The organism is Nonomuraea cavernae, assembly GCF_040655715.1.
GTDB lineage: Bacteria > Actinomycetota > Actinomycetes > Streptosporangiales > Streptosporangiaceae > Nonomuraea > Nonomuraea cavernae_A.
Window position 1 is genome coordinate 110,233 of sequence record NZ_JBFAKL010000002.1, and the last position, 19,321, is coordinate 129,553.

The 19,321-nt window shown below is 70.4% G+C and carries 20 protein-coding genes and 1 pseudogene; 11 read left to right on the forward strand and 10 right to left on the reverse strand.

What is annotated here, in order from left to right; translation table 11 throughout:
- Positions 1-232 precede the first annotated feature (232 nt).
- Both tnpA and AB0I38_RS03315 read left to right on the forward strand, forming a co-directional pair.
- The gene (gene tnpA, locus AB0I38_RS03310) at positions 233-658 is read left to right on the forward strand and encodes an IS200/IS605 family transposase (RefSeq protein WP_358461117.1); all 426 of its coding nucleotides are present in this window, start codon (positions 233-235) and stop codon (positions 656-658) included.
- Positions 651-1,877, forward strand: a complete 1,227-nt coding sequence (locus AB0I38_RS03315) for an RNA-guided endonuclease InsQ/TnpB family protein (RefSeq protein ID WP_358461119.1) — start codon at positions 651-653, stop codon at positions 1,875-1,877. Before tnpA ends, AB0I38_RS03315 begins: the two co-directional genes overlap by 8 nt.
- 233 nt (positions 1,878-2,110) lie before the next feature.
- Here the strand turns inward: AB0I38_RS03315 and AB0I38_RS03320 are convergent, their stop codons facing one another.
- The 8 genes and pseudogenes from AB0I38_RS03320 to AB0I38_RS03355 form a co-directional block, all read right to left on the reverse strand.
- Positions 2,111-2,773 carry a hypothetical protein gene (locus AB0I38_RS03320; protein WP_358461122.1) on the reverse strand — a complete coding sequence of 221 codons (663 nt, stop codon included), beginning with the start codon at positions 2,771-2,773 and terminating at the stop codon, positions 2,111-2,113.
- Positions 2,774-2,887: 114 nt separating this feature from the next.
- Complete coding sequence (locus tag AB0I38_RS03325; RefSeq protein ID WP_358461125.1) at positions 2,888-4,102, reverse strand: RNA polymerase sigma factor; 1,215 nt, start codon at positions 4,100-4,102, stop codon at positions 2,888-2,890.
- Positions 4,102-4,517 (reverse strand): annotated as a pseudogene (locus tag AB0I38_RS03330) (YciI family protein). The gene AB0I38_RS03325 and the pseudogene AB0I38_RS03330 overlap by 1 nt, the downstream one beginning before the upstream one ends.
- Positions 4,518-4,921: 404 nt before the next feature.
- Positions 4,922-6,148: a hypothetical protein gene (locus AB0I38_RS03335; protein ID WP_358461128.1), complete on the reverse strand. Its 1,227-nt coding sequence runs from the start codon at positions 6,146-6,148 to the stop codon at positions 4,922-4,924.
- Complete coding sequence (locus AB0I38_RS03340; protein WP_358461131.1) at positions 6,145-6,810, reverse strand: ABC transporter ATP-binding protein; 666 nt, start codon at positions 6,808-6,810, stop codon at positions 6,145-6,147. The genes AB0I38_RS03335 and AB0I38_RS03340 overlap by 4 nt, the downstream gene beginning before the upstream one ends.
- The gene (locus AB0I38_RS03345) at positions 6,803-7,309 is read right to left on the reverse strand and encodes a PadR family transcriptional regulator (protein WP_358461134.1); all 507 of its coding nucleotides are present in this window, start codon (positions 7,307-7,309) and stop codon (positions 6,803-6,805) included. The genes AB0I38_RS03340 and AB0I38_RS03345 overlap by 8 nt, the downstream gene beginning before the upstream one ends.
- A 180-nt stretch (positions 7,310-7,489) precedes the next feature.
- The gene (locus AB0I38_RS03350) at positions 7,490-8,143 is read right to left on the reverse strand and encodes a response regulator transcription factor (protein WP_358462246.1); all 654 of its coding nucleotides are present in this window, start codon (positions 8,141-8,143) and stop codon (positions 7,490-7,492) included.
- Positions 8,144-8,155: 12 nt separating this feature from the next.
- Positions 8,156-9,334 carry a sensor histidine kinase gene (locus AB0I38_RS03355; protein WP_358461137.1) on the reverse strand — a complete coding sequence of 393 codons (1,179 nt, stop codon included), beginning with the start codon at positions 9,332-9,334 and terminating at the stop codon, positions 8,156-8,158.
- Positions 9,335-9,685: 351 nt separating this feature from the next.
- On the opposite strand from AB0I38_RS03355, the gene AB0I38_RS03360 reads away from it, so the two are divergent.
- The 4 genes from AB0I38_RS03360 (at position 9,686) to AB0I38_RS03375 (ending at position 12,786) form a co-directional block, all read left to right on the forward strand.
- Complete coding sequence (locus AB0I38_RS03360) at positions 9,686-10,108, forward strand: hypothetical protein (RefSeq protein WP_358461140.1); 423 nt, start codon at positions 9,686-9,688, stop codon at positions 10,106-10,108.
- Positions 10,109-10,195: 87 nt separating this feature from the next.
- Positions 10,196-10,945 carry an ATP-binding cassette domain-containing protein gene (locus AB0I38_RS03365; RefSeq protein WP_358461143.1) on the forward strand — a complete coding sequence of 250 codons (750 nt, stop codon included), beginning with the start codon at positions 10,196-10,198 and terminating at the stop codon, positions 10,943-10,945.
- A 3-nt stretch (positions 10,946-10,948) separates the two neighbouring features.
- On the forward strand, positions 10,949-12,205 hold the full coding sequence (locus AB0I38_RS03370; RefSeq protein WP_358461146.1) for a DUF7224 domain-containing protein: 1,257 nt from the start codon (positions 10,949-10,951) through the stop codon (positions 12,203-12,205).
- Entirely contained in the window at positions 12,202-12,786 is a 585-nt protein-coding gene (locus tag AB0I38_RS03375) for a hypothetical protein (RefSeq protein WP_358461149.1), read from the forward strand. Before AB0I38_RS03370 ends, AB0I38_RS03375 begins: the two co-directional genes overlap by 4 nt.
- 135 nt (positions 12,787-12,921) lie before the next feature.
- Here the strand turns inward: AB0I38_RS03375 and AB0I38_RS03380 are convergent, their stop codons facing one another.
- Positions 12,922-13,419, reverse strand: a complete 498-nt coding sequence (locus AB0I38_RS03380) for a winged helix-turn-helix transcriptional regulator (RefSeq protein ID WP_358461152.1) — start codon at positions 13,417-13,419, stop codon at positions 12,922-12,924.
- A 72-nt stretch (positions 13,420-13,491) separates the two neighbouring features.
- Here AB0I38_RS03380 and AB0I38_RS03385 point away from each other — a divergent pair, with 72 nt between their 5' ends.
- Entirely contained in the window at positions 13,492-14,088 is a 597-nt protein-coding gene (locus AB0I38_RS03385; RefSeq protein WP_358461155.1) for a dihydrofolate reductase family protein, read from the forward strand.
- Positions 14,082-14,918: an MBL fold metallo-hydrolase gene (locus AB0I38_RS03390; RefSeq protein ID WP_358461158.1), complete on the forward strand. Its 837-nt coding sequence runs from the start codon at positions 14,082-14,084 to the stop codon at positions 14,916-14,918. The genes AB0I38_RS03385 and AB0I38_RS03390 overlap by 7 nt, the downstream gene beginning before the upstream one ends.
- Before the next feature lie 107 nt (positions 14,919-15,025).
- On the opposite strand, the gene AB0I38_RS03395 is transcribed toward AB0I38_RS03390, so the two are convergent.
- Positions 15,026-15,868 (reverse strand): LysR family transcriptional regulator, encoded by an 843-nt coding sequence (locus AB0I38_RS03395; RefSeq protein ID WP_358461161.1) that lies wholly within the window; start codon positions 15,866-15,868, stop codon positions 15,026-15,028.
- 108 nt (positions 15,869-15,976) lie between these two features.
- Between AB0I38_RS03395 and AB0I38_RS03400 the strand changes: the two genes are divergently transcribed.
- The 3 genes from AB0I38_RS03400 (at position 15,977) to AB0I38_RS03410 (ending at position 19,221) form a co-directional block, all read left to right on the forward strand.
- Positions 15,977-17,170 (forward strand): MFS transporter, encoded by a 1,194-nt coding sequence (locus tag AB0I38_RS03400; RefSeq protein WP_358461165.1) that lies wholly within the window; start codon positions 15,977-15,979, stop codon positions 17,168-17,170.
- 144 nt (positions 17,171-17,314) lie between these two features.
- A complete protein-coding gene (gene rsgA / locus AB0I38_RS03405; RefSeq protein WP_358461170.1) occupies positions 17,315-18,379 on the forward strand; it encodes a ribosome small subunit-dependent GTPase A in 1,065 nt (354 codons plus the stop codon).
- A gap of 329 nt (positions 18,380-18,708) precedes the next feature.
- Positions 18,709-19,221 carry a GNAT family N-acetyltransferase gene (locus AB0I38_RS03410; RefSeq protein WP_358462249.1) on the forward strand — a complete coding sequence of 171 codons (513 nt, stop codon included), beginning with the start codon at positions 18,709-18,711 and terminating at the stop codon, positions 19,219-19,221.
- Positions 19,222-19,321: the final 100 nt, after the last annotated feature.

Genomic DNA, 19,321 nt, shown 5'->3' on the forward strand with positions numbered 1-19,321 from the left:
GGTGTCGCCGCCCACTCCGTGTCCGCCAGGATGATCACATGACCTCAAGGAACGGCAGGCGATGGAACCACACATCCAATCGAATCGAAGGCAGGGGATCGCTCCCTTCAGGGAGCGGGGGAATGCCGGGCGGGAAGGCCCTTTGGGGCCTGAGCGTGCCGTGACCGGAACTTCTTGTCGTCGTATCGGCATCCCGCTGGTGTTATAGCAACCACGATCTTATAATCAGTGTGTGGCTCGTCAGGTGCGTACCTCCCCCGGCGCGGCGTACGACCTCGGCTACCACGTGGTGTGGTGCCCGAAGTACCGCCGTCGCGTGCTGGAAGGCCGGGTCAAGACGCGCCTGGAGGAACTCATCCACGCCAAGGCGGGTGAGCACGGGTGGGAGATCATCGCCCTGGAGGTCATGCCGGACCACGTGCACCTGTTCGTCAAACCCCGGCCGAAGGACTCCCCGTCGTACGTGGCGAACCAGTTCAAGGGGTTCACCTCACATCACCTGCGCGCGGAGTTCGCGCATCTGCGGTCGCAGTTGCCGACGCTGTGGTCGCGGTCGTACTTCGTCGCGTCCGTGGGCGCGGTCAGCGCGGCGACGGTCCAGCGGTACATCGAGACCCAGTACGAGCGCGTCCCCAAGAGCGGGGGCCGGGGTGCGTAGGTCGTTCAAGTTCCTGTTGCGCCCGACCCGGCATCAGCAGATCGCGTTGACGGCGATGCTGGGCGATCATCGGGCGTTGTACAACGCCGCGCTGGAGGAGCGCAGGGAAGCCTGGCGGCGCTCCGGCGTAAGTATCCGGTACGGGGACCAGTCCGCGCAGCTCAAAGAGATCCGCAATGCTGACCCCGGGGGGCAGGGCCGCTGGTCGTTCACCAGCCAGCAGCAGACCCTGCGCCGGTTGGACAAGGCGTTCCAGGCGTTCTTCCGCCGGGTCAAGAACGGCGAGAGACCCGGCTACCCGCGGTTCAAAGGACGCGGCTGGTTCGACACCGTCACGCTGGTCGAAGGTGACGGCGCGCGGTGGGACTCCCAGCCGCACCACCCGACCGCGACCTACGTCCGCGTTCAGGGGGCCGGGCACGTGCGGGTGCACCGGCACCGGCCGATCGCCGGGCGGGTCAAACAGGTCGAGATCAAACGCGAGGGGCCGCGCTGGTATGTGATCTGCTCGTGTGACGACGTCCCCGCCGCTGCGCTGCCCGCGACCGGCCGCGAGGTCGGCGTGGACGTCGGGGTGGCGCACTTCGCCACGCTCAGCGAGCCGATCGACGCCGTCACCGACGCGGGTGGGCACATCCCCAACCCCCGGTATCGGCGCACGGCCGAAGAACGGCTGACCCGTACGCAGCAGGCGTACACGCGGACCCGACGCGGATCGGCAGGCCGCCGCAAGGCGGCACGGCGGATCGAGTCCGTACACCGGAAGATCGCCCGCCAGCGGACCGATCACGCGCACAAGACCGCCCTCGCGCTGGTTCGCAGCGCCGACGTCATCGTGATCGAGGACCTGAAGGTCGCGAACATGGTCAAGGCCCCCGCGCCGAAACCGGACCCCAGCCACGCGGGCGCGTTCCTGCCGAACGGGGCGAGCGCGAAGGCCGGGCTGAACAAGAGCATTCTGGACGCGGGTTGGGGGGTGTTCCTCGCGATCCTCACGCACAAGGCTGAAAGCGCCGGTCGAGACGTGATCGCGGTGAACCCCCGCAACACCTCCCGCACCTGCCCCGCACCTGAGTGCGGGCACGTGTCGGCGGAGAACCGCAAAACCCAAGCCGACTTCGTCTGTGTCGCATGCGGACACACTGCCAACGCGGACGTGGTCGGGGCGAGCAACATCAAGAGGGCCGGGCTGGTCCTCCGCGACGCCCGCGCGGCGTAGCGAGAAGCCACCCCGTTCACGGGGTGGAGGAGTCACAGTGTGGCCGCCGCCGGTGACGTACGGGCAGATGCGGGCGTTGGCCGCCGAGATCCTGCCCGGCTCCCGGTATCGCCGTCACCTTCTGTTCCGTTACAGCATCACCTGGTGCAAGCCGCGGGACTGAGCTCGGCCGGCTGACGTGCGCGGGCAGTTGACGGCGCCGCGCGGGCGGCGAGTCCGTCGAGCCGATCCAGCTATGCGGTGCCGGGACGGCGCATGCTTCCTCGCGGTGTGAAGGTGAACGTGTCCTTGAACGGTCCCCTACCGCAGCGGACGGCCAGGAGGACGGGCTCGTGGTAGGCCGGTGGCCAGGTCGGCCCGGTTTCCGGATCGGTTCCGTTCCAGAGATGGAAGAAGATCATCGGTTGCGTCACCCGCTTGGTCGTGTAGGCGAGTGTCTTGCCGTAGAGGGCGTTGTCGCCGCCGAAGAGGACGGAGGGCGGACCGAATGTCTCCCGCACTTCGGTGAGCGTACGATCTTGAGCGACCCAGGCGTCCACTTCACGGCGTATGGACGCGTATTCCGCAGTCGTCAGCGTTCGGTCGACGTCCAGCCAGCCGCGATCGCGGACGAATTCCGCGTAGATCGAGGCGACGCCGGACTCGTAGTCACCTGGCACCACGGACTTGAACGCTCCCGTCACACCGGACGCGTTGCAGGCGCCCCTAGCTTTCAGCGCCTGGAGTTCTTCCGCCCATGCCGCGTCATCGCGTTCGGCGTACGTCAGGTGATCGAGCAGCAGTCGTAGGGTCATCTCTCCGCCGAACATGCCAGGACGGCGAAGTGCCTGGTTGAGCCGGTCTCTCAGGTAGGTGCGGATCTCGGCTGAGGAGCGTGGTCCAGGAGGTGTAGGCATGGCGCACCGTTCTCGTTCTCGTCTCGTTCGGCATTCGGGGATTCAGCCGTCGGGACCGATGCGATCGACGGCATCCGGGCCGCGCTTGAGTTCCGGCCGGCCGAGGTGGAGAAGTCAGCTCAGCGTGGCCGCCTTGCGCAGCAGCACTGAGCGTTCGCGCTGGTTGGCGCACAGCCGGGCCGCCAGCTCCAACTCGGCGCGCGCTTCCGGTTGCCGGCCGAGCCGGGCCAGCAGCTCACCGCGTACGGTCGGGATCAGATGCGAACCGGGGAGCCTGTTCGAGGCGATCAGCTCGTCCACGACGGCCAGGGCTTGCGCCGGGCCCGACGCCATGGCGACGGCGACGGCCCTGTTGAGCTCGACCACCGGCGAGGGTGCGACCCGGCCGAGTGCCTCGTAGAGCAGCACGATCCGGTCCCAGTCGGTCGCCTCGACCGAGGGCGCCGACGCGTGGGTGGCGGCGATCGCGGCCTGCAGGCCGTAGGGGCCGAGACCGCGAGTCGATGCCTTGGCCAGCGCGGCCAGCCCACGGCGGATCGCCGAGAAGTCCCACCGCCGCCGGTCCTGCTCCTCGAGCAGGACCGGCGAACCGTCCGGGCCGGTCCGGGCCGGGAAACGCGCGGCCGTCAGCTCGCACAACGCCAGCAGGCCGTGCACCTCCGGCTCGTCCGGCTGCAGCGCGGCCAGCGTGCGGGCCAGCCGGATCGCCTCGTACGCGACGTCGGGGCGCAGCAGCCGGTCACCCGACGTGGCCGTCGACCCCTCGGTGAAGATCACGTAGAGGACGCTGAGCACGCCGCCCAGCCGCTCCCGGCGCTCGGCGGCCGGCGGCAGCTCGAACGGCACCCCGGCCGCCGCGATCGTCTTCTTGCCCCGGGTGATGCGGGCCTGCACGGTCGGCACGGGTACGAGGAACGCGCGGGCGATCTCCTCGCTGGACAGGCCGCCGACCACGCGCAGGGCCAGCGCCACCCGGGCCTCGGGGGAGAGCACCGGGTGGCAGCTGACGAACATCAGCGCCAGCACGTCGTCATCGATCTTGTCGGGATCGATTTCTTCGTCAACCGCCAAGTCAGCCGCCAGCAGGGCGTATCGGTCCTGGAGGGCGGTCCGGCGGCGGATCGCGTCGATCGCCCGCCGCCGGGCCGTGGCCATCAGCCAGCCGGCCGGATTCGCCGGAGAGGCGAGCGGCCACGACACCAGCGCCTCGGCCACCGCCTCCTGGGCCGCGTCCTCGGCCAGTCCGAAATCGCCGGTGAACCGGGTCAGCGCGGCGACGATCCGTGCCGACTCGATCCGCCAGACGGCCTCGACATCGGCCGTACCCATCAGATCTGGCCGTTGCTCTCGCGCCCGGCCCAGTCCTTGATGATCACTCGTCGACCTGCGGGACCTCGTCGCTCCCGGGCACCCGCCGGACCTCGATCTTGGACCCGGGGGCCGCCGGGACCCGCTTGGCCCACTCGACCGCCTCCTGTTTCGAGGCGACGTCGAGCAGGAAGAAGCCTCCGAACAGTTCCTTGGTCTCGCCGTACGGCCCGTCCGTGACCACCGGGGCCTCGCCGCTGAAGTCGACCACGACGCCCTGGCCCGGATCGTCCAGCCCTTCCGCCGCGAGGAGAACGCCGGCCTTGACCATCTCCTCGATGAACTGGTGGGTCGTGGCCATCATCTCGTCGATGTTGGCCATCATGGCCGCGTTCGACTCGTCGGTGCCCCGCATGATCAGCAGGTACTTCGGCATCGCGTTCTCCTCGTCCGGCGAGGCCGCCTCTCGGCCCTCGCACCCACACGTCGAACGAGCGGCCCGCGGATCGACACGGCCCCGGAGAAATCTCTCGCCGCGACGCAGCCGATCCCTCCGGCCCGCGTTTCGCCCGTCAGAGCGACCCCTGATCGATGGCTGACGCGGACGCCCTGCTGATCAGAAAGCTTATCTTCGCATCTTTGGAGGGCGGCGACGCTCACACAGATCTGGGGAAAAGCTCGGATCTCCGCTCACCCTCGACACCTCGGCTCGGTATTTCCGCGCTGGCACAGCCGAACGAGCCGCCGTCGTCGACCGCGTCTTCGACTAGCACTTCACGTTCCCACGGTTTGTCCCAGTCTCCTGACTGGACGGTTCGTGCTCCGGTCTACGGATCGTAGTCATGCCCGCGTCTCGAAACCGAGTGCGCCGCGCAGCAGGGGGCGGGCCGCCAGGGCGACGAGCACTGCGGCGAGCACCCCGACGCCCGCCATGGCCACGGCCCTGCCAACCGCCCAACCGAGCCACTGCACCTGGTAGATGTCCACAATGGTCAGGATCACCACCGCAACTCCCGAGGCGGCCGCCACCACGCATACCGGGAGCGCGGCGATGGCCGCTTGCCGCACGAGCACCCCGCCCAGCGCCCGCTTTGGCACTCCAGAAGCGGCCAGGGCGGCGAACGAGCGGCGAAGGTCGATTAGTTCCTCCGCCTGGTGCACCACCAGGGCGACCGCCGAGGTCACCAGGGCCACCAGGAGCGCGACGTCCACCAGCGCGTGCGCCTGAGAGTAGCCGACGCCGGCTTGCTGGGCCCCGGCCCCTGCACCGAAGAACACCGTCAGGCTCACTACGGACAGGGCCCTGGCCCACGCCCGCGGATCCGCCTCGACCAGCCGCGCGGCCAGCAGCGCCTCCGCCGACCGGGCCCGGCGGCCGGCCCGGCGGGCGTATGCCCTGATCAGCCAGGTCGCGGCCAGGGTCACACCGAACAGCAGCAGGACCAGCCCGGCCGCCATGGCCACGACGGACCCGTAGGCACCGACGAGCGGGAAATGGCCCTTCACCACGGCTCCGAGAGTGAAGAGGCCGACGCCCGCCGCGAAGAGGAGCAGGTCCTGTACGCGCGGCCCCCGCACGCGTGCACGGCGGGCCACTCCCAGCGGCGAGGCGACGACGTGCCGGCCGGCGCGTGCCCCCGACAGGACACCGCCGAGCGTCACCAAAGCCACGACCACTGGCACCTGTGGCAGTGGCCCGGCCAGATGGACGATCACATAGAGCGCGCCGCCGCCCAGCGAGCCGGTCAACGCCAGCATGCCTCCTTCCAGGGCGCCCAGCCGCCGCACGTCATCCGGTGTCGCCCCCGCCAGTCGCAGGGCGGCCAGACGCCGCTCCCTGGTAGCCGAGGCCAGCCGGTTGGCCTGGTGGACCAGGCCGGCGACCGGCACGGCCAGCAAGGCCAGGCCGAGCCCCGTCAGGGAGCCGCCCTCATCCTGGAAGTCCGCCAGGCTGACGGCCGTGCAGACCAGGAACGTCGCCGCCGCCGCGCCCGCGGCGACCAGCCAGGCACGTACCCGCTCGGGCCGCGAGCGTCCCCTGTTCAACATCCGCAGCACGGTGATCATCGGTCCACCCCTGCCAGCACCGCTCCGTCGCGCAGGGCGATCTCCCGATCAGCGTAGGCGGCCACTCGATTGTCGTGGGTGACCAGGACGACGGCGGTCCGGCTGGTGCGAGCCGCGCCGAGCAGCGCGCTCATCACCTGCTCGCCGCCGAGCGTGTCCAGCGCGCCGGTGGGCTCGTCGGCGAAGACCACGCGCGGACCGGTCACCAGCGCCCGCGCGACGGCCACCCGCTGCCGCTGCCCCCCGGACAGCTCACCGGTGCGCTGGTCGGCGCAATCGGACACCTCCAGCCGGGCCAGCCACTCCGCCGCGACGCTCATTGCCTCCTGCCGGCCGTGCCGGTTGAACAGCAGCGGCAACGCGACGTTCTCCGCCGCGGTCAGCTCGGGCACCAACTCGCCGAACTGGAAGACGACCCCGAAGCTCTCGCGCCGAAGCTTGGTCAACTCCGCCTCGGGCAGCAGGTCAATCCGCCTGCCGTCCAGCACGACCTCGCCGGACTCCGGCCGCACGACCCCTGCCAGGCAGTGCAGCAACGTTGACTTGCCCGCGCCGCTCGGCCCCGTGACGGCGACGATCTCACCCTCCGCGATCTCCAGGCAGACACCGGTCAACGCCCTGGTCTGGCCGAATGATTTGCCCAGGCCCCTGGCCTCAAGCATTGCTGTCCTCCTTCAGCCGCGCGAGCGCGGTCTCGATCCAGCGCAGGTCGGCGTCAAGGTGCTGGAGCGCGTAGTCGGCCGCCAGCACCTGGGCGGGCGCGCCGGACGCCTTCTCGGCGGTCAGCTCCCGCATGCGGGCCAGGTGCGCCTCGCGTTGCCGCAGGAGATAGCCGTCGGCGGCCTTCCCCGCGACGGCGACCCGGGCGAACAGCGGGCTGGCGACGTATGGCGCCGACGGCTCGACGGTGTTCAGCCACTGCTCCAGCTCCGCCTGGCCGCTGTCGGTGATCGCGTACAGGGTGCGCTCGGGTCCGCCCTCCTGCTGCGTCTCGGCGACCTCTGCCAGGCCGTCGCGTTCCAGGCGTTGCAGCGTGGCATAGACCTGTCCGTACGCCAGCGGCTTGGCGCCGGCGAGACGGTGATCGTGCTCCTTCTTGAGCTCGTAACCGTGCTTCGGGTGCTCGGCGAGGAAGCCGAGTAGCACATGACCGGTTGACATGATCGCGACTATACATTCAATGAATAGTCGCGGACAACGGCTGGTCCCGCGCCCGCTTCGTCTCCACGCGCCCTTGGGCAACAGTCCCCGGCAGACGGGGCCGCAACGACTCCGGCAACCGCGAGGTTCCCGGAGCGCCCCGTCTCACCGGAACCGGCCCGCTCCCGGGGGGCGAGCGGGTCAGCCGAAGCGGACGAGCCCCTGCTCGAAGGCGAAGACGACGGCCTGGACCCGGCCGCGGAGGTCGAGTTTGGTGAGGATGTGACTGACGTGCGTGCGGACCGTCCCCTCCGACAGGTGCAGGCGGGCCGCGATCTCGGCGTTCGTCAGACCGCCGGCGAGCTCGGCGAGCACCTCGCGTTCGCGCGGACTGAGCAGCGCGGCCCGCCTGTCCGGGGTCTTGTCCACGTCAGGAAGGTGGGGGACGAAGTGCGACAGGAGCCGCCGCGTGGTGGAGGGGGCGATGACCGCGTCGCCACGGTGTACGGTGCGGATCGCCTCGGTGAAGGAGGCCGACGCCGTGTCCTTCAACAGGAACCCGCTGGCACCGGCTTTGATCGCGCCGAAAGCGTACTCGTCCAGGTCGAAGGTGGTGAGGATGAGCACCTTGGGGCCGCCGCGCGCGCAGATGCGCCGGGTCGCCTCGATCCCGTCCATGCGAGGCATTCGCACGTCCATCACCACCACGTCGACCTCGACCTCGTCCAGCAGGTCGAGCGCCTGCTGACCGTCCGCCGCCTCACCGACGACGTCGATGCCGGGCTCTCGGCGCAGCACCAGCCGGAAGCCGGTGCGGACCAACTCCTGATCGTCGGTCAGCAGGACGCGGATCACCTCGTCCACGGATCACGCCCAGGGAATGGTCGCCCTGACCTGGAAGCCGCCGCCGGGCAACGGCGCGGCCCGTGCCGCGCCGCCGAACATCGCGGCGCGCTCGGCGATGCCGATCAGGCCGTACCCGGCCTCGCCGGGGCTGGGCGATGCCGCCGGCCTGCGACGACTCTCACCGGCACCGTCGTCGGTGACCTGGATGTGCAGTCCGTCTTCGGCGTAGCGTAGTAGCACCTCGGCGTTCGCTTCCTTGCCAGCGTGTTTGAGCGTGTTGGTCAGAGCCTCTTGCACGATCCGGTAGGCGGCCAGGCCCAAGCCGGCCGGTGGTTCACGAACTCGTCCTTCGACCCGTAACCGTACCCTTAGCGGCAGCCGTTCGACCAGATCCTCGATCGCCCCGATACTGGGCTGCGGCGTCATGGGCGCCTCACGCAACACCCCCAGAAGCAACCGCAGCTCGCCCAGCGCGACCCGGCCCGACTTCCCGATCTCGCCGAGCGCCTGCCCCACCTCGGCGAGGTCGTCGTCCAGCAACGCGGCCGAGGCGCCGTCCGACTGGACCACCATCGCGCTCACGTTGTGCGCCACGATGTCGTGCAGTTCCCGCGCGATCCGCACCCGCTCCTGGGCCAGCACCAGCCTCGCCCGCGCGTCGGCGACGGTTTCGGCCTCGGAGTGCCGGAGCCTGCCCAGCCCCCAGGCCGCGGCGCACACGACGGCCGATATCACGAACAGGTCCTCGGGAGGTACGGGCCGTGAAAACGGCACCAGGTCCGGACCGCCCCAGATCCGGACAGCGGTCAGCACGGGGGGCAGCAGCATGCCGGCCAGGAAGAAGCCGACCCGTTTGGAGGAGACCCACCGTCCCGCCGTGTAGAACATCAGCATCAGCGCGGTCGGGGTGCTCAGTTCGGCCCACGAGGCGTTCCACTCCGTCCAGACGTCCCACCTTCCGCCGACGAACCACAGCGTCCAGACCAGGGCCAGCACCGACAGCGGGAACCTGCGCCGCCACGCCAGGCCGGCGTAAGCCAGCAGGTCCCCCCAGAACATCATCGGGAGCCGGGTGAAGTCGGCGATGCTCTGGTCGTAGTAGGGCACCTCGATCAGTAGGTACGCGCAGGCCGCGACGGCCAGGAAGGCGTCGGACACCTGCGGGTGACCGCTCCACCACACCAGCAGGCGCCGCACCATGCCCCGACGCTACGGCAGGATCTCCGCGCCGGCATCGTCCGTCCCGCGTAGGTTCGCGCGCCTATCCGCCCCGTGGAGAATCGGCCGTGAGATGGATGCGCGCCGGGCGCGCGTCCGTCTCCGCCCCGCCGCGACCACCTCGCCGGGGCCTCCCCATGGTCTTTTCCCGTTCCGGGCCGGTGTCCGCCCAGCGGCGGCTACGTAGATCCGCCGACGACGAATTCCGCGACGCGGCCGATGCGGACCGATCCGCTCGCGCCGCACTCTTGGGGCGTCAGCAAATCCCCGGAACCGATCCGGTGAAACGCCGGACCCGGATTCCGGGCTCCACCACCGACGAAAGGAATTCACATGGCGTTCCTGAGCAGACGCCTTCTCGGCAGGGGGGCGGTGACCGCCGCGGCGGTCTGCGCGCTGGGCGTCTCCGGCGCAACGCTCGCCTACGCGGAGGGCCAGTTCACCACCAACATGCAGAACGTCGCCGCGGGCTTCGAGTCCCGCACCTGGAAGGATCGCAACAGCGACCACTGGAGGACGGCGGTCGAGCTGTCCGGCTGCTCGGCCAACTCCGTGGCGGTGCCGAGGCTGGGCCTGTACCGGGAGCGCATCGGCCCGGACTCGCACTACGGCACCAAGTCCTACGGCGGCTGCAATTCACGGAAGGTCCGGGGCGACTGGGGAGACGTCCGCTCCGGTAAGTACCACTTCACCGTGAAGAACATGGGCATGGACTTCTACCGGATCTCCGCACGCAAGGTCCAGGTCTACTGGTAAAGAGCGCGCGGTCACGGCCGACCAGGGTTTCGCACGACTCGGGGGCCGGCCGTGACCCCCGCCCGACGCGATCCCATCGAGGAAAAGATGCCGATCTCATTTCAGGGTTGCGAATTCGGCCACCGCCGCGGCTCCTTCGTTCTCACCGGTCTGGATTTCTCCCTCCCCGAGGGCCGCACCGTGCTGCTCGGACCGAACGGGTCCGGCAAGTCGACGCTCCTTGGGCTGGCCGCCTCGCTGTTACGCCCGCGCACGGGCCGGGTCCTCTACCGGGGACTCGATCCCGCCCGCCGCCGGGACAGGGCACGCTACCGGTCGCTGGTGGGCTGGATGCCCCAGGAGATCCGGCCGCTGCCCGGACTGACGGTGCGCGAGCAGGTCGGCTACGCCGGCTGGCTCAAGGGGCTGTCGCGGCGGGAGGCCTGGCGCAGGTCACTGGAGGCACTGGAGGTGGTGGAACTGGGCACGCTGGCGGACGGCCCCTGCGCGGAGCTGTCGGGCGGCCAGCTCCGCAGGGTCGGGCTGGCTCAGACGTTGGTACACGACGCCGAGGTGATCCTGCTGGACGAGCCCACCGCGGGGCTGGACCCGGACCAGCGCGAGCGGTTCCGGGAGATCGTCTCACGGGCAGGTGAGCGCGCTCACCTGGTCGTGGCCACCCACGACATCACGGACCTGACCGGCACGTACGACTCGGCCGTGGTGCTCGACACGGGCGGGGTGGGTTACGCCGGGCCACTCGCGGGCCTGGTGACATCCGCCGGCGGAGCCGTCCGCGGCTCCTTCTCCGACCAGGTCGGGCGCGCCTACCGGCGGCTCGTGACGCGGGAGGTCTGACCCGTGCCGCTGCGCCGCTGGCTGCGCTCCTCCGCGGCCATGACAGCCCTCCCTCTCATGGCCGCCTACATGTTCTTCGTGCTGGGCGACTCGACGAACTTCCTGGAGGACAACTGGCTGTCCGCCACCGTGCTCGCCGCGTCGGCCGGGGTGATGGCGATGGGCCCGGTGTGCGCGGCGGCGGGCGCCTGGGAAGGGGCCAGGCTGTCGCGTGGCCGGGTGGAGGGCGCCGCCCCGGTACGGCCTCCGGCGGTGATCCTCGCCTGGTCGCTTCTCCCGATCCTGGGCACCGCCGTGTCCGGGCTGCTGGGCGCGCTCTCCTTGGTAGCGGTCGCGATGGCGGACGTCCCGGGGCTGCCGGCCCCCTCAGTCCTCGCGGTGGCGCTCCTGGTGATCGTCGCCTGGACCCTCGTCGGGTTCGCCGCCGGCCGGTTCCTGCCTCCGCTCCTCGGCGTGCCGTTGCTGCTGGCGGGCACGTGGTTGTGGCTGGCCTACCCGGCCGCCCTGGAGACCTTCTGGGTACGCCACCTCACGGGGAACAACCTGGGCTTCTGCTGCGAGACCGGCACGACGTTCCACCGGGGAGCCCTGACCGCCCAGGCGATCCTCGCCGTGGCCGTCGCCGGGGCGGCGTTTCTGGCCTGGGCGCGCCACAGGGGCACCCGCCGGGCGTGGGCGGGGATCGCCGGCCTCCCCCTGGCGGCGGCCGTCGTGGCCTTCCCCCTCGTACGAGACATGGGCCCCGAGGCGCAGGTGCCACGCACCGACGGCCTGGTGTGCTCCCGGTGGGACGGGGTCGAGGTGTGCGTGTGGCGGGAACGCGAGAAACGGCTGGGGTTCGCCGCCGGGATCGCCCTGCCCGCGGTGCGGCGGCTGTCGGCGGCGACCGGGCTGCCCGCGCCCGGCCGTGTCACGGAGGGGCCCGCCGACGGCCGGACGTCCTGGCGCTTCGCGGTGCCACCGGGGGCCGGCGGCGACGACGTGCTCTTCGGCCTGGCCACGGGCCTGCTGCCCGCCGCTCCGCCGTCGTGCGGGCCTGACTGGTCCGGTGCCGACGCCTACGCGCCGATGAGCGCCTGGCTGGCCCTGACGGCGGGTGCCGGGCGAGACTCGGTCGCGCGCAGGACCGGTCCGGCCTCCCTTGGTGCCGCCGGGCGCGCACTGGCACTGCCACCGGCCGGGCAGGCCCGGTGGTTCGGGCATAATCTCGCGGCGCTGCGCCGCTGTGACATCCCTCCCCGGGAGGTGACCCCGCTGTGAGGACCTGGCTCCAGGTGCACCACGTCGCCTGGTCGGCGCTCTCTCTCGCGATGACGGCGGGGGTGGTCGCGGTGGCCGGTGACGTCCTCGTACCAGTCCCGAACCTCTCGCAAGGGGATCTGGACGGCGTGCCGCTGGCCCTGATCGCGCCGCTGGCGGCGAGCGCCGTGCTCGTGCGCGGCGTGTACGCCGGCCCCGCGGACCTTGAGGCCGTCGCGGTCCGTCCCACCGGCGCCTACCGCGCCGGCTTGGTCGCCGCCGCCTGCGCGGCGACACTGCTGGCGGGACTTCTCCTCACCGCTACGGTGCCGTACGGGACGGCGGCGGCCCGCAATCTGGCGGGTTTCACGGGGCTGGCGCTGGTGGCCTCCCGGTGGCGGCGCGACGCGGCCACCGGGGTGCCGACCGCCTACATGATCGCCGCGATGCTCCTGGGCGGCGGATCCGGCACCGGATCACCGTGGGACTGGGCGATCACCGACTCCCCCGGCCTCTCCTCCTGGGCCGCCCCCGCGACGGCCCTGGCACTCGGCCTGCTGACCTGCTCGGTGTTCCCCGGGCGAGAGCGCGCGCCGAGTTGAGAGGGATCCCCGCGCGCCGAACCCCTCAGGCCGGCCGGAGGACGCCTCAGGGGTAGGCGCCGGCACTGACGGCGCCGGCGAGCGAGACGAGCGTGAGTCAGGAACGGGTCAGGACGGGGGCCGTTCCCGTCACCGTCAATCGACGTGTTCTTGCTCGGCTGCCGCGGCGTAGGCGGCGTCGAGGCGCTCGAACGGGCCTGGACCGTCGTGCGGCTTCGGCGGGGCGCCGAGGTGGCGGACGCGAAGCTCGTCCATGAGCTCCTCGATGAACGCCGGACCCCCATCGCGCATGAGCCGCTGCCGGCTCCGGAGCTCGTCGCTGCCCGGGCGCCGGTCGAGGCCCCAGTTGCCGAGGGCGTAGATGATCGGAAGAGTCTGGATGCCGGCTTCAGTGAGGCTGTAGCGAGCGCGCTGCCCGCGCACGGCGGTGCCGCGGGTGAGGATCCCTGCCTCGACGAGCCGCACGAGGCGGTCGGCGAGGATGTTCGAGGCGATGCCCTCGATCGACCCGGTGAGCAGCGCCCGAAAGTAGCGGCGGTCGCCGAAGATGACGTCGCGCAGCACGAGCAACGACCAGCGATCTCCGAGCACCTCGACGGCGGCGTTGATCGGACACCCGGACCGTGGTTCCACGATTCCTCCTTGACAGGTATTTCGCTCCCAATATAGTAGTTGCAGAATGCAATCACTTTGGAAGAGGAGCTGATGGGCCGCTTCGTTTACTCGATGCAGGTATCCCTCGACCTGCGGATCGAACAAGTTCCAGGGGACAACGGCGCCGGCGAGTGGCTGCGCATCGACGAGGAACTGCACCGCGAGGCCAACGCGCAGGCGCAGGCGCTCGCGCTCATGGTCCACGGCCGGGTCTACTACGAGGTCATGGAGGAATACTGGCCACGGACGCGCGAGGACGCGTCGCTGCCGGACCACATGCATGAGTACGGCGAGATCTGGACCGCCAAGCCCAAGGTGCTCGTCTCCCGCACGCGCCGCAGCGCCGATCACAACACCCGGATCATCGGTGGAGACGACGCGATCGAGCAGCTCGCCGCCCTGCGGGCCGAGACCGACGGCAGCATCAGTGTGGGCGGCGCGGCGCTTGCGACGCAGCTGCTCCGGGCGGGGCTTCTTGACGAGTTGCTGCTCTTCACCCATCCCGCGATCCTCGGCTTCGGCAGGCCGCTGTTCGACGACTACGACCTGCCGACCGATCTCGACCTGCTGGAGCAGCGATCGTTCGAGCAGGGCGTCACGATGCATCGCTACGCCATCCGGGATGTCAAGGAGGCGAGCTCGTGCTGAGGCAGATCGCGGAGGGTGTGCTGGTCCATCAGAGCGAGTTGCTCCAGAACAACACCATTGTCGTGCAAGGCCGGGCCGGCGCGTTGCTCATCGACCCCGGGATACAAGGCTCCGAGATGGCCTGCCTCGCGAACGACCTTCGCGAGCTGGGCCAGCCCGTTGTGGCAGGCTTCTCGACGCATCCTGATTGGGATCACGTGCTCTGGCACGCCGAGCTCGGCGAAGCGCCCCGTTACGGTACAGCCCGCTGTGCGGCCTATATGCGAGATCTGCGGTCGAACGCGGACTGGAAGGCCCGCGTCGCCGAGGGGTTGCCGCCGGAAATCGCCGAGGAGATACCGCTGGACCTGTTCGGCCTCATTACCGGGTTGCCTGCCGGAACTGCGCGGATTCCTTGGGATGGCCCTCAAGTCCGGATCATTGAGCATCCGGCTCATGCCCCGGGCCATGCGGCGCTGTTGATCGAGGAGCGCGGGGTCCTCGTCGCCGGCGACATGCTGTCCGATGTCCTCATTCCGATGCTCGACGAGTTGAACAGCACCAATGACCCGATCGAGGAGTACCTTGCTGGGCTGCGGCTGCTCGAGGGCGTGGCGGGCGACGCTGACGTCCTCGTCCCCGGTCACGGGTCCGTCGGCGGAGCTGATCAGGTACGCGCACGGATCGAACTTGACCGCGCGTACGTGCATGCCTTGCGTGACGGCCATACTCCCGATGACCCGCGGCTCGGCCCATCGGCCAAGCCCGGCTGGGAATGGGTAAGCGACATACACGCAGGGCAAGCCCAGAGCCTCGCCCGAAGAAGCGAGCGCGACGGGCCGCCCGGCTAGCGATCGGTGTGCGACACAGCCAGTACGCGCTCGCGGAATCGTTCATCTGGTCCCTCTCGGACGTGCTCTCGCCTGCGTTCGCCAGGCGCGCCGGCCAGGCGCGAAACTCAGATCATGCGTCGTAGCGCGGTCTCAACGGCATCGATCAGCGGATCACCTTCGGATCGTGGGTGCCGTGCGAGGCCGAGCTCGACGTCCGGCAGGGCGGGCAGGGCGTCCGCGTCGTGGCAGGCCATGGCCGGTTCAAGGTTCGTGGGCATGAGCGCCGCGACGCCGAGCCCTGCCCGTACCGCGGCGAGCACACCGACCAGGCTGTTGCTTTCGAACGCCACCCGCCAGGGCCGATCGGCACGTTCCAGGGTCTCCAGCACCGACGTACGCCAGGAGCACGTGTTCGAGAACAGCACCACCGGCAGCGGGTCGGCAGCCACGTCCACACCCTGGCCGATCGCCCAGACCAGCGGGCGGCGCACCGTCCAGCGCGGCGGTCCGGGAACGGCCGGCACCTCATTGAGCACGAGTTGGACGCGGCCCGCGTCGTAGGCCTCCCGCATCGCGACGTTGGACATGATGAGCACCTCCAGCGTCGCGCCGGGATGCAGCCGGGCGAGGTCGGCGAGGGCCTGCGGAAGCTGGGACGCAGCGAGGTCTTCGAGCAACCCGACGCCGCAGCGGCCGGTAAGCACGCGCCCGGTTTCGGTGAGCGCCTGTGCGGAGAGCGAGAGAATGCGTTCGGCGTACGGCAGGAGCTCCTCGCCCGCCCGGGTCAGCGAAACACCGGACGCTGATCGGTAAAGCAGCGGACGGCCGATGGCCCTCTCAAGCTTGCGCACCTGCTGGCTGAGCGCGGGCTGGGTGTGTCCAAGCGTGGTCGCGGCGCGGCTGATGCTGCCCGCCCGCACGACGGTGACGAAGGACCGCAGCAACGCGGTCTCAAGATCCCTGGCCATAACGATTCATTATGTCCGCCCCAGCAAATGAACCACTACCTATGTCATGACGGAGGATCTAGCGTCACGCGAGTGACCGGATACCGGCAGATACTCGCCGTACCAGGGATGGCATCGCTGCTGGGCGTTTCCTTTCTCGCCCGTACCGCGATCACGGCTGCCGTGATGGCACTGACGATGCATGTCGTGCTGGGCCTGCATATGAGCTATGCGGCAGCCGGCGGTGTCGCGGCGACTCTGACCGCCGGGCTGGCGCTGGGCGGGCCGCTGCTCGGCCGCATGATCGATCGGCGGGGCCTGCGTACGGTGCTGCTGGTAACGGTCGTCGTGCAGGTCGTGTTCTGGCTGAGCGTGCCGATCCTGCCGTATGGGGCCCTACTGGGTGCCGCCTTCGCGGCGGGTCTGCTGATGGTGCCGGCCCAGCCGGTGACCAGGCAGGCGATCGCCGCGATGACGACGGCGGAACAGCGCCGGGCCGCGTTCGCGCTGGAGTCGGTGCAGGGCGAGCTGGCGTACATGGTGGGCCCGGCGGTCGTGATCCTTTGCGCCGCGGAGGTGTCCCCTGAGGCGGTGGCGTGGGGGCTCGGCGCCGCGATCGTGGCCGGCGGAACCGGGATCGCCTTGCTCAACCCGCCGCTGCGTGCCGAGGACGAGGCGGATGCCGGCGCGGCCGGACGGCCCCCGCGACGGGAGTGGCTGGGCGTCGGCATGATTGCCGTACTGACGATGGCGTTCGGTACTACGACGCTGCTCAGCGGCGTCGACCTCGCCATCGTCGCCACGCTCGGAGAAGCAGGTCAGGTGTCCTGGGCCGCCGCCGTCGTGGCCGTGCTCGGCGTGACCTCTGTCGCCGGCGGGCTGATCTACGGCGCGCTGTCCCGGTCGCTGCCCACGTGGTTGCTGCTCGGCTTGCTCGGGCTCGTGACGATTCCCGCAGGGCTTGCCCGTGACTGGCCCTGGTTGTGCGTGGCCGTTGTCGGCACCGGGTTCCTCGCCGCGCCGACCCTTTCCGCGGTGGCCGCCGAGGTGAGCCGGCTGGCGCCGGCCAGCGTGCGGGGTGAGGCGACAGGTCTGCAATTTTCGGCGCAGAGTGCGGGTTTCGCGCTCGGCTCCCCGATCGTCGGGGTGGCCATCGACGTCTCCGTGCCAGCGGGCGGCTTCGCGGCGGCCGGGCTGGCCGGCGTTGCCGCCGCGCTGATTGGATTCCTGCTGTCCCGCCGCTGTCCGTCGCCTCGGCCGCCCACAGCGCGGCCACGTCCAGATCCGCCTCGTGCTCGGCGACCAGATCCGGCTCCTCAGTGAGGATCCTGTAGCACAACGGGCACTGCCAAGAATTGGGCCGTCCTCCGCTGGTGAGTTCGCCCCGTGATGGCCTACGACAAGAGCCAGAACACGAGGTTCCTTACCTTCCAGCACAGGAACCCGTGACAGGGCATTCTGCTGGGAGTGCTAGCCTGCGTCGGCCTGACCCGGTACGGATGGACGGAAACACTCGACAACGCCTTCGCCGAACACCGCGAGGCCGGCCTGGTATCGGCCCGGATCGCACGGGTGGATCGTGGCCTGTGTGACGCGGTCACCGAATCCGGCCCGGTGCGGGCCGCCCTCACGGCGCTGTACTCTCCCGACCCGCTCCTGGCGCCCTGCACCGGCGACTGGGCCGCACTGCGCCCGGGTCGCGAACCGCGACTGGTGGCCCTGCTACCGCGTCGTAGCGCGATCGTACGCTCGTCGGTGTCGCGCACCTCCCACGCGCAGGTGCTGGCCGCCAACGTCGACACCGTTGTCGTCGCCGTCTCACTGACCGCTCCGCTGGACGCGGCCCGGCTGGAGCGGCTGCTGGCCCTGGCGTGGGACAGCGGCGCCAGGCCACTGATCGTCTTGACCAAGGCGGATCTGGCCGCCGACGCCGCCGCCGTGCACGCCGAAACGAGCACGCTGGCACCGGGCGTGGACATCCTGATCACCAGCGCGGCCACCGGTCAGAACATCGATGTGCTGACCGCGCTGCTGAGCGGCACAACGGTCCTGCTCGGATCCTCCGGCGCGGGCAAGTCCAGACTCGGCAACGCGCTGCTCGGCGACGAGCTGCTGGCCATCGGCGAGGCACGGGCGCAGGACGGCAAGGGCCGCCACACCACCGTCCGCCGCGAGTTGGTTCCCCTTCCCGGTGGCGGTGTCCTCATCGACACGCCCGGCCTGCGCGGGATCAGTCTCTATGACGCCGCCGACGGCCTGGAACAGGTCTTCGCCGAGATCGAACGCCTCGCCCGGGACTGCCGCTTCGGCGACTGCTCCCACAACACCGAACCGGGTTGCGCGGTTCAGGCCGCCATCCAGGCGGGCGAGCTAACCGAGCGCCGTCTGGGCAGCTACCGCAAGCTACAACGCGAGAACGCGTGGGCGGCCTCGCGCACCGATGCCCGGCTACGCGGCGAGCGTACCAACCGGCAGAAGGCCATCACCAGCCATCTGCGCGCCACCTACAAGTTCAGGGACCAGCAGTCATGACCGGCCGCATCCCATCAACGCCGCAGACCCACCCGCCGGCCGAGTGCACTCCCGGGCCGGACCATTCCCCGCAAGCAACAGCCGCCGCCCGCGGCGTCGGCCACGCCATCCGCACCATCCGGGCGTCGATGGCGAATCGACCCTTCCCCAGTGAGAGCTTCGACCTGATCTGGGCTGAAGGATCCGCCTACCACATCGGCGGGATGCGCGAAGCGGTCGCGGCCACCCTGCAAGAGATCACCATGCGCCACGAGCACGGCACTGACTACCAGTACACCGGCTACGTCCTGCGCCCGCAGACAAGCACAGAAACGGACGCGAACACTCCCATGACCACTTCCTGGATCACCCGCCCCGAGACCGCCGCCGACCTCGCCCAGATCCGCGAGGTCAACCTTGCGGCCTTCCCCACCCCTCACGAGGCCGACCTGGTCGAGGCGCTGCGCGCCGACCCGCAGGCGTGGATCCCCGGCCTGTCCTGGGTCACCGAGGCGCCCGACGGCTCCATCGCCGGGTTCGCGCTGCTCACCCGCTGCCACGTCGACGGCTCTGCGGCCCTCACTCTGGCCCCGTGCGCCGTGCGGCCCGAGCACCAGCGGCGCGGCGCCGGTTCGGCCGCCGTCCACGCCGCCCTCGACGCCGCCCGTGAGCAAGGCGAGAACCTCGTGCTCGTGCTCGGCCACGCCGAGTACTACCCCCGCTTCGGCTTCGTCCCGGCCTCCAGCCACTTCATCCGGCCGCCCTTCGACGTCGAGGACAAGTACATGATGGCGCTCGTCTTCGACCCCTCCCGGGCTGTGCCAACCGGCACCATCCGCTACCCGGCGGCGTTCGGAGTCTGACCCAGGCCCTCCGGGACGAGACCACGGCCATCCAGAGGCTCGGCGCTCTCGGCAACTCCTGGCCCACAGCTGCTCTGTCCTTGTGACGCACCTACCCGGC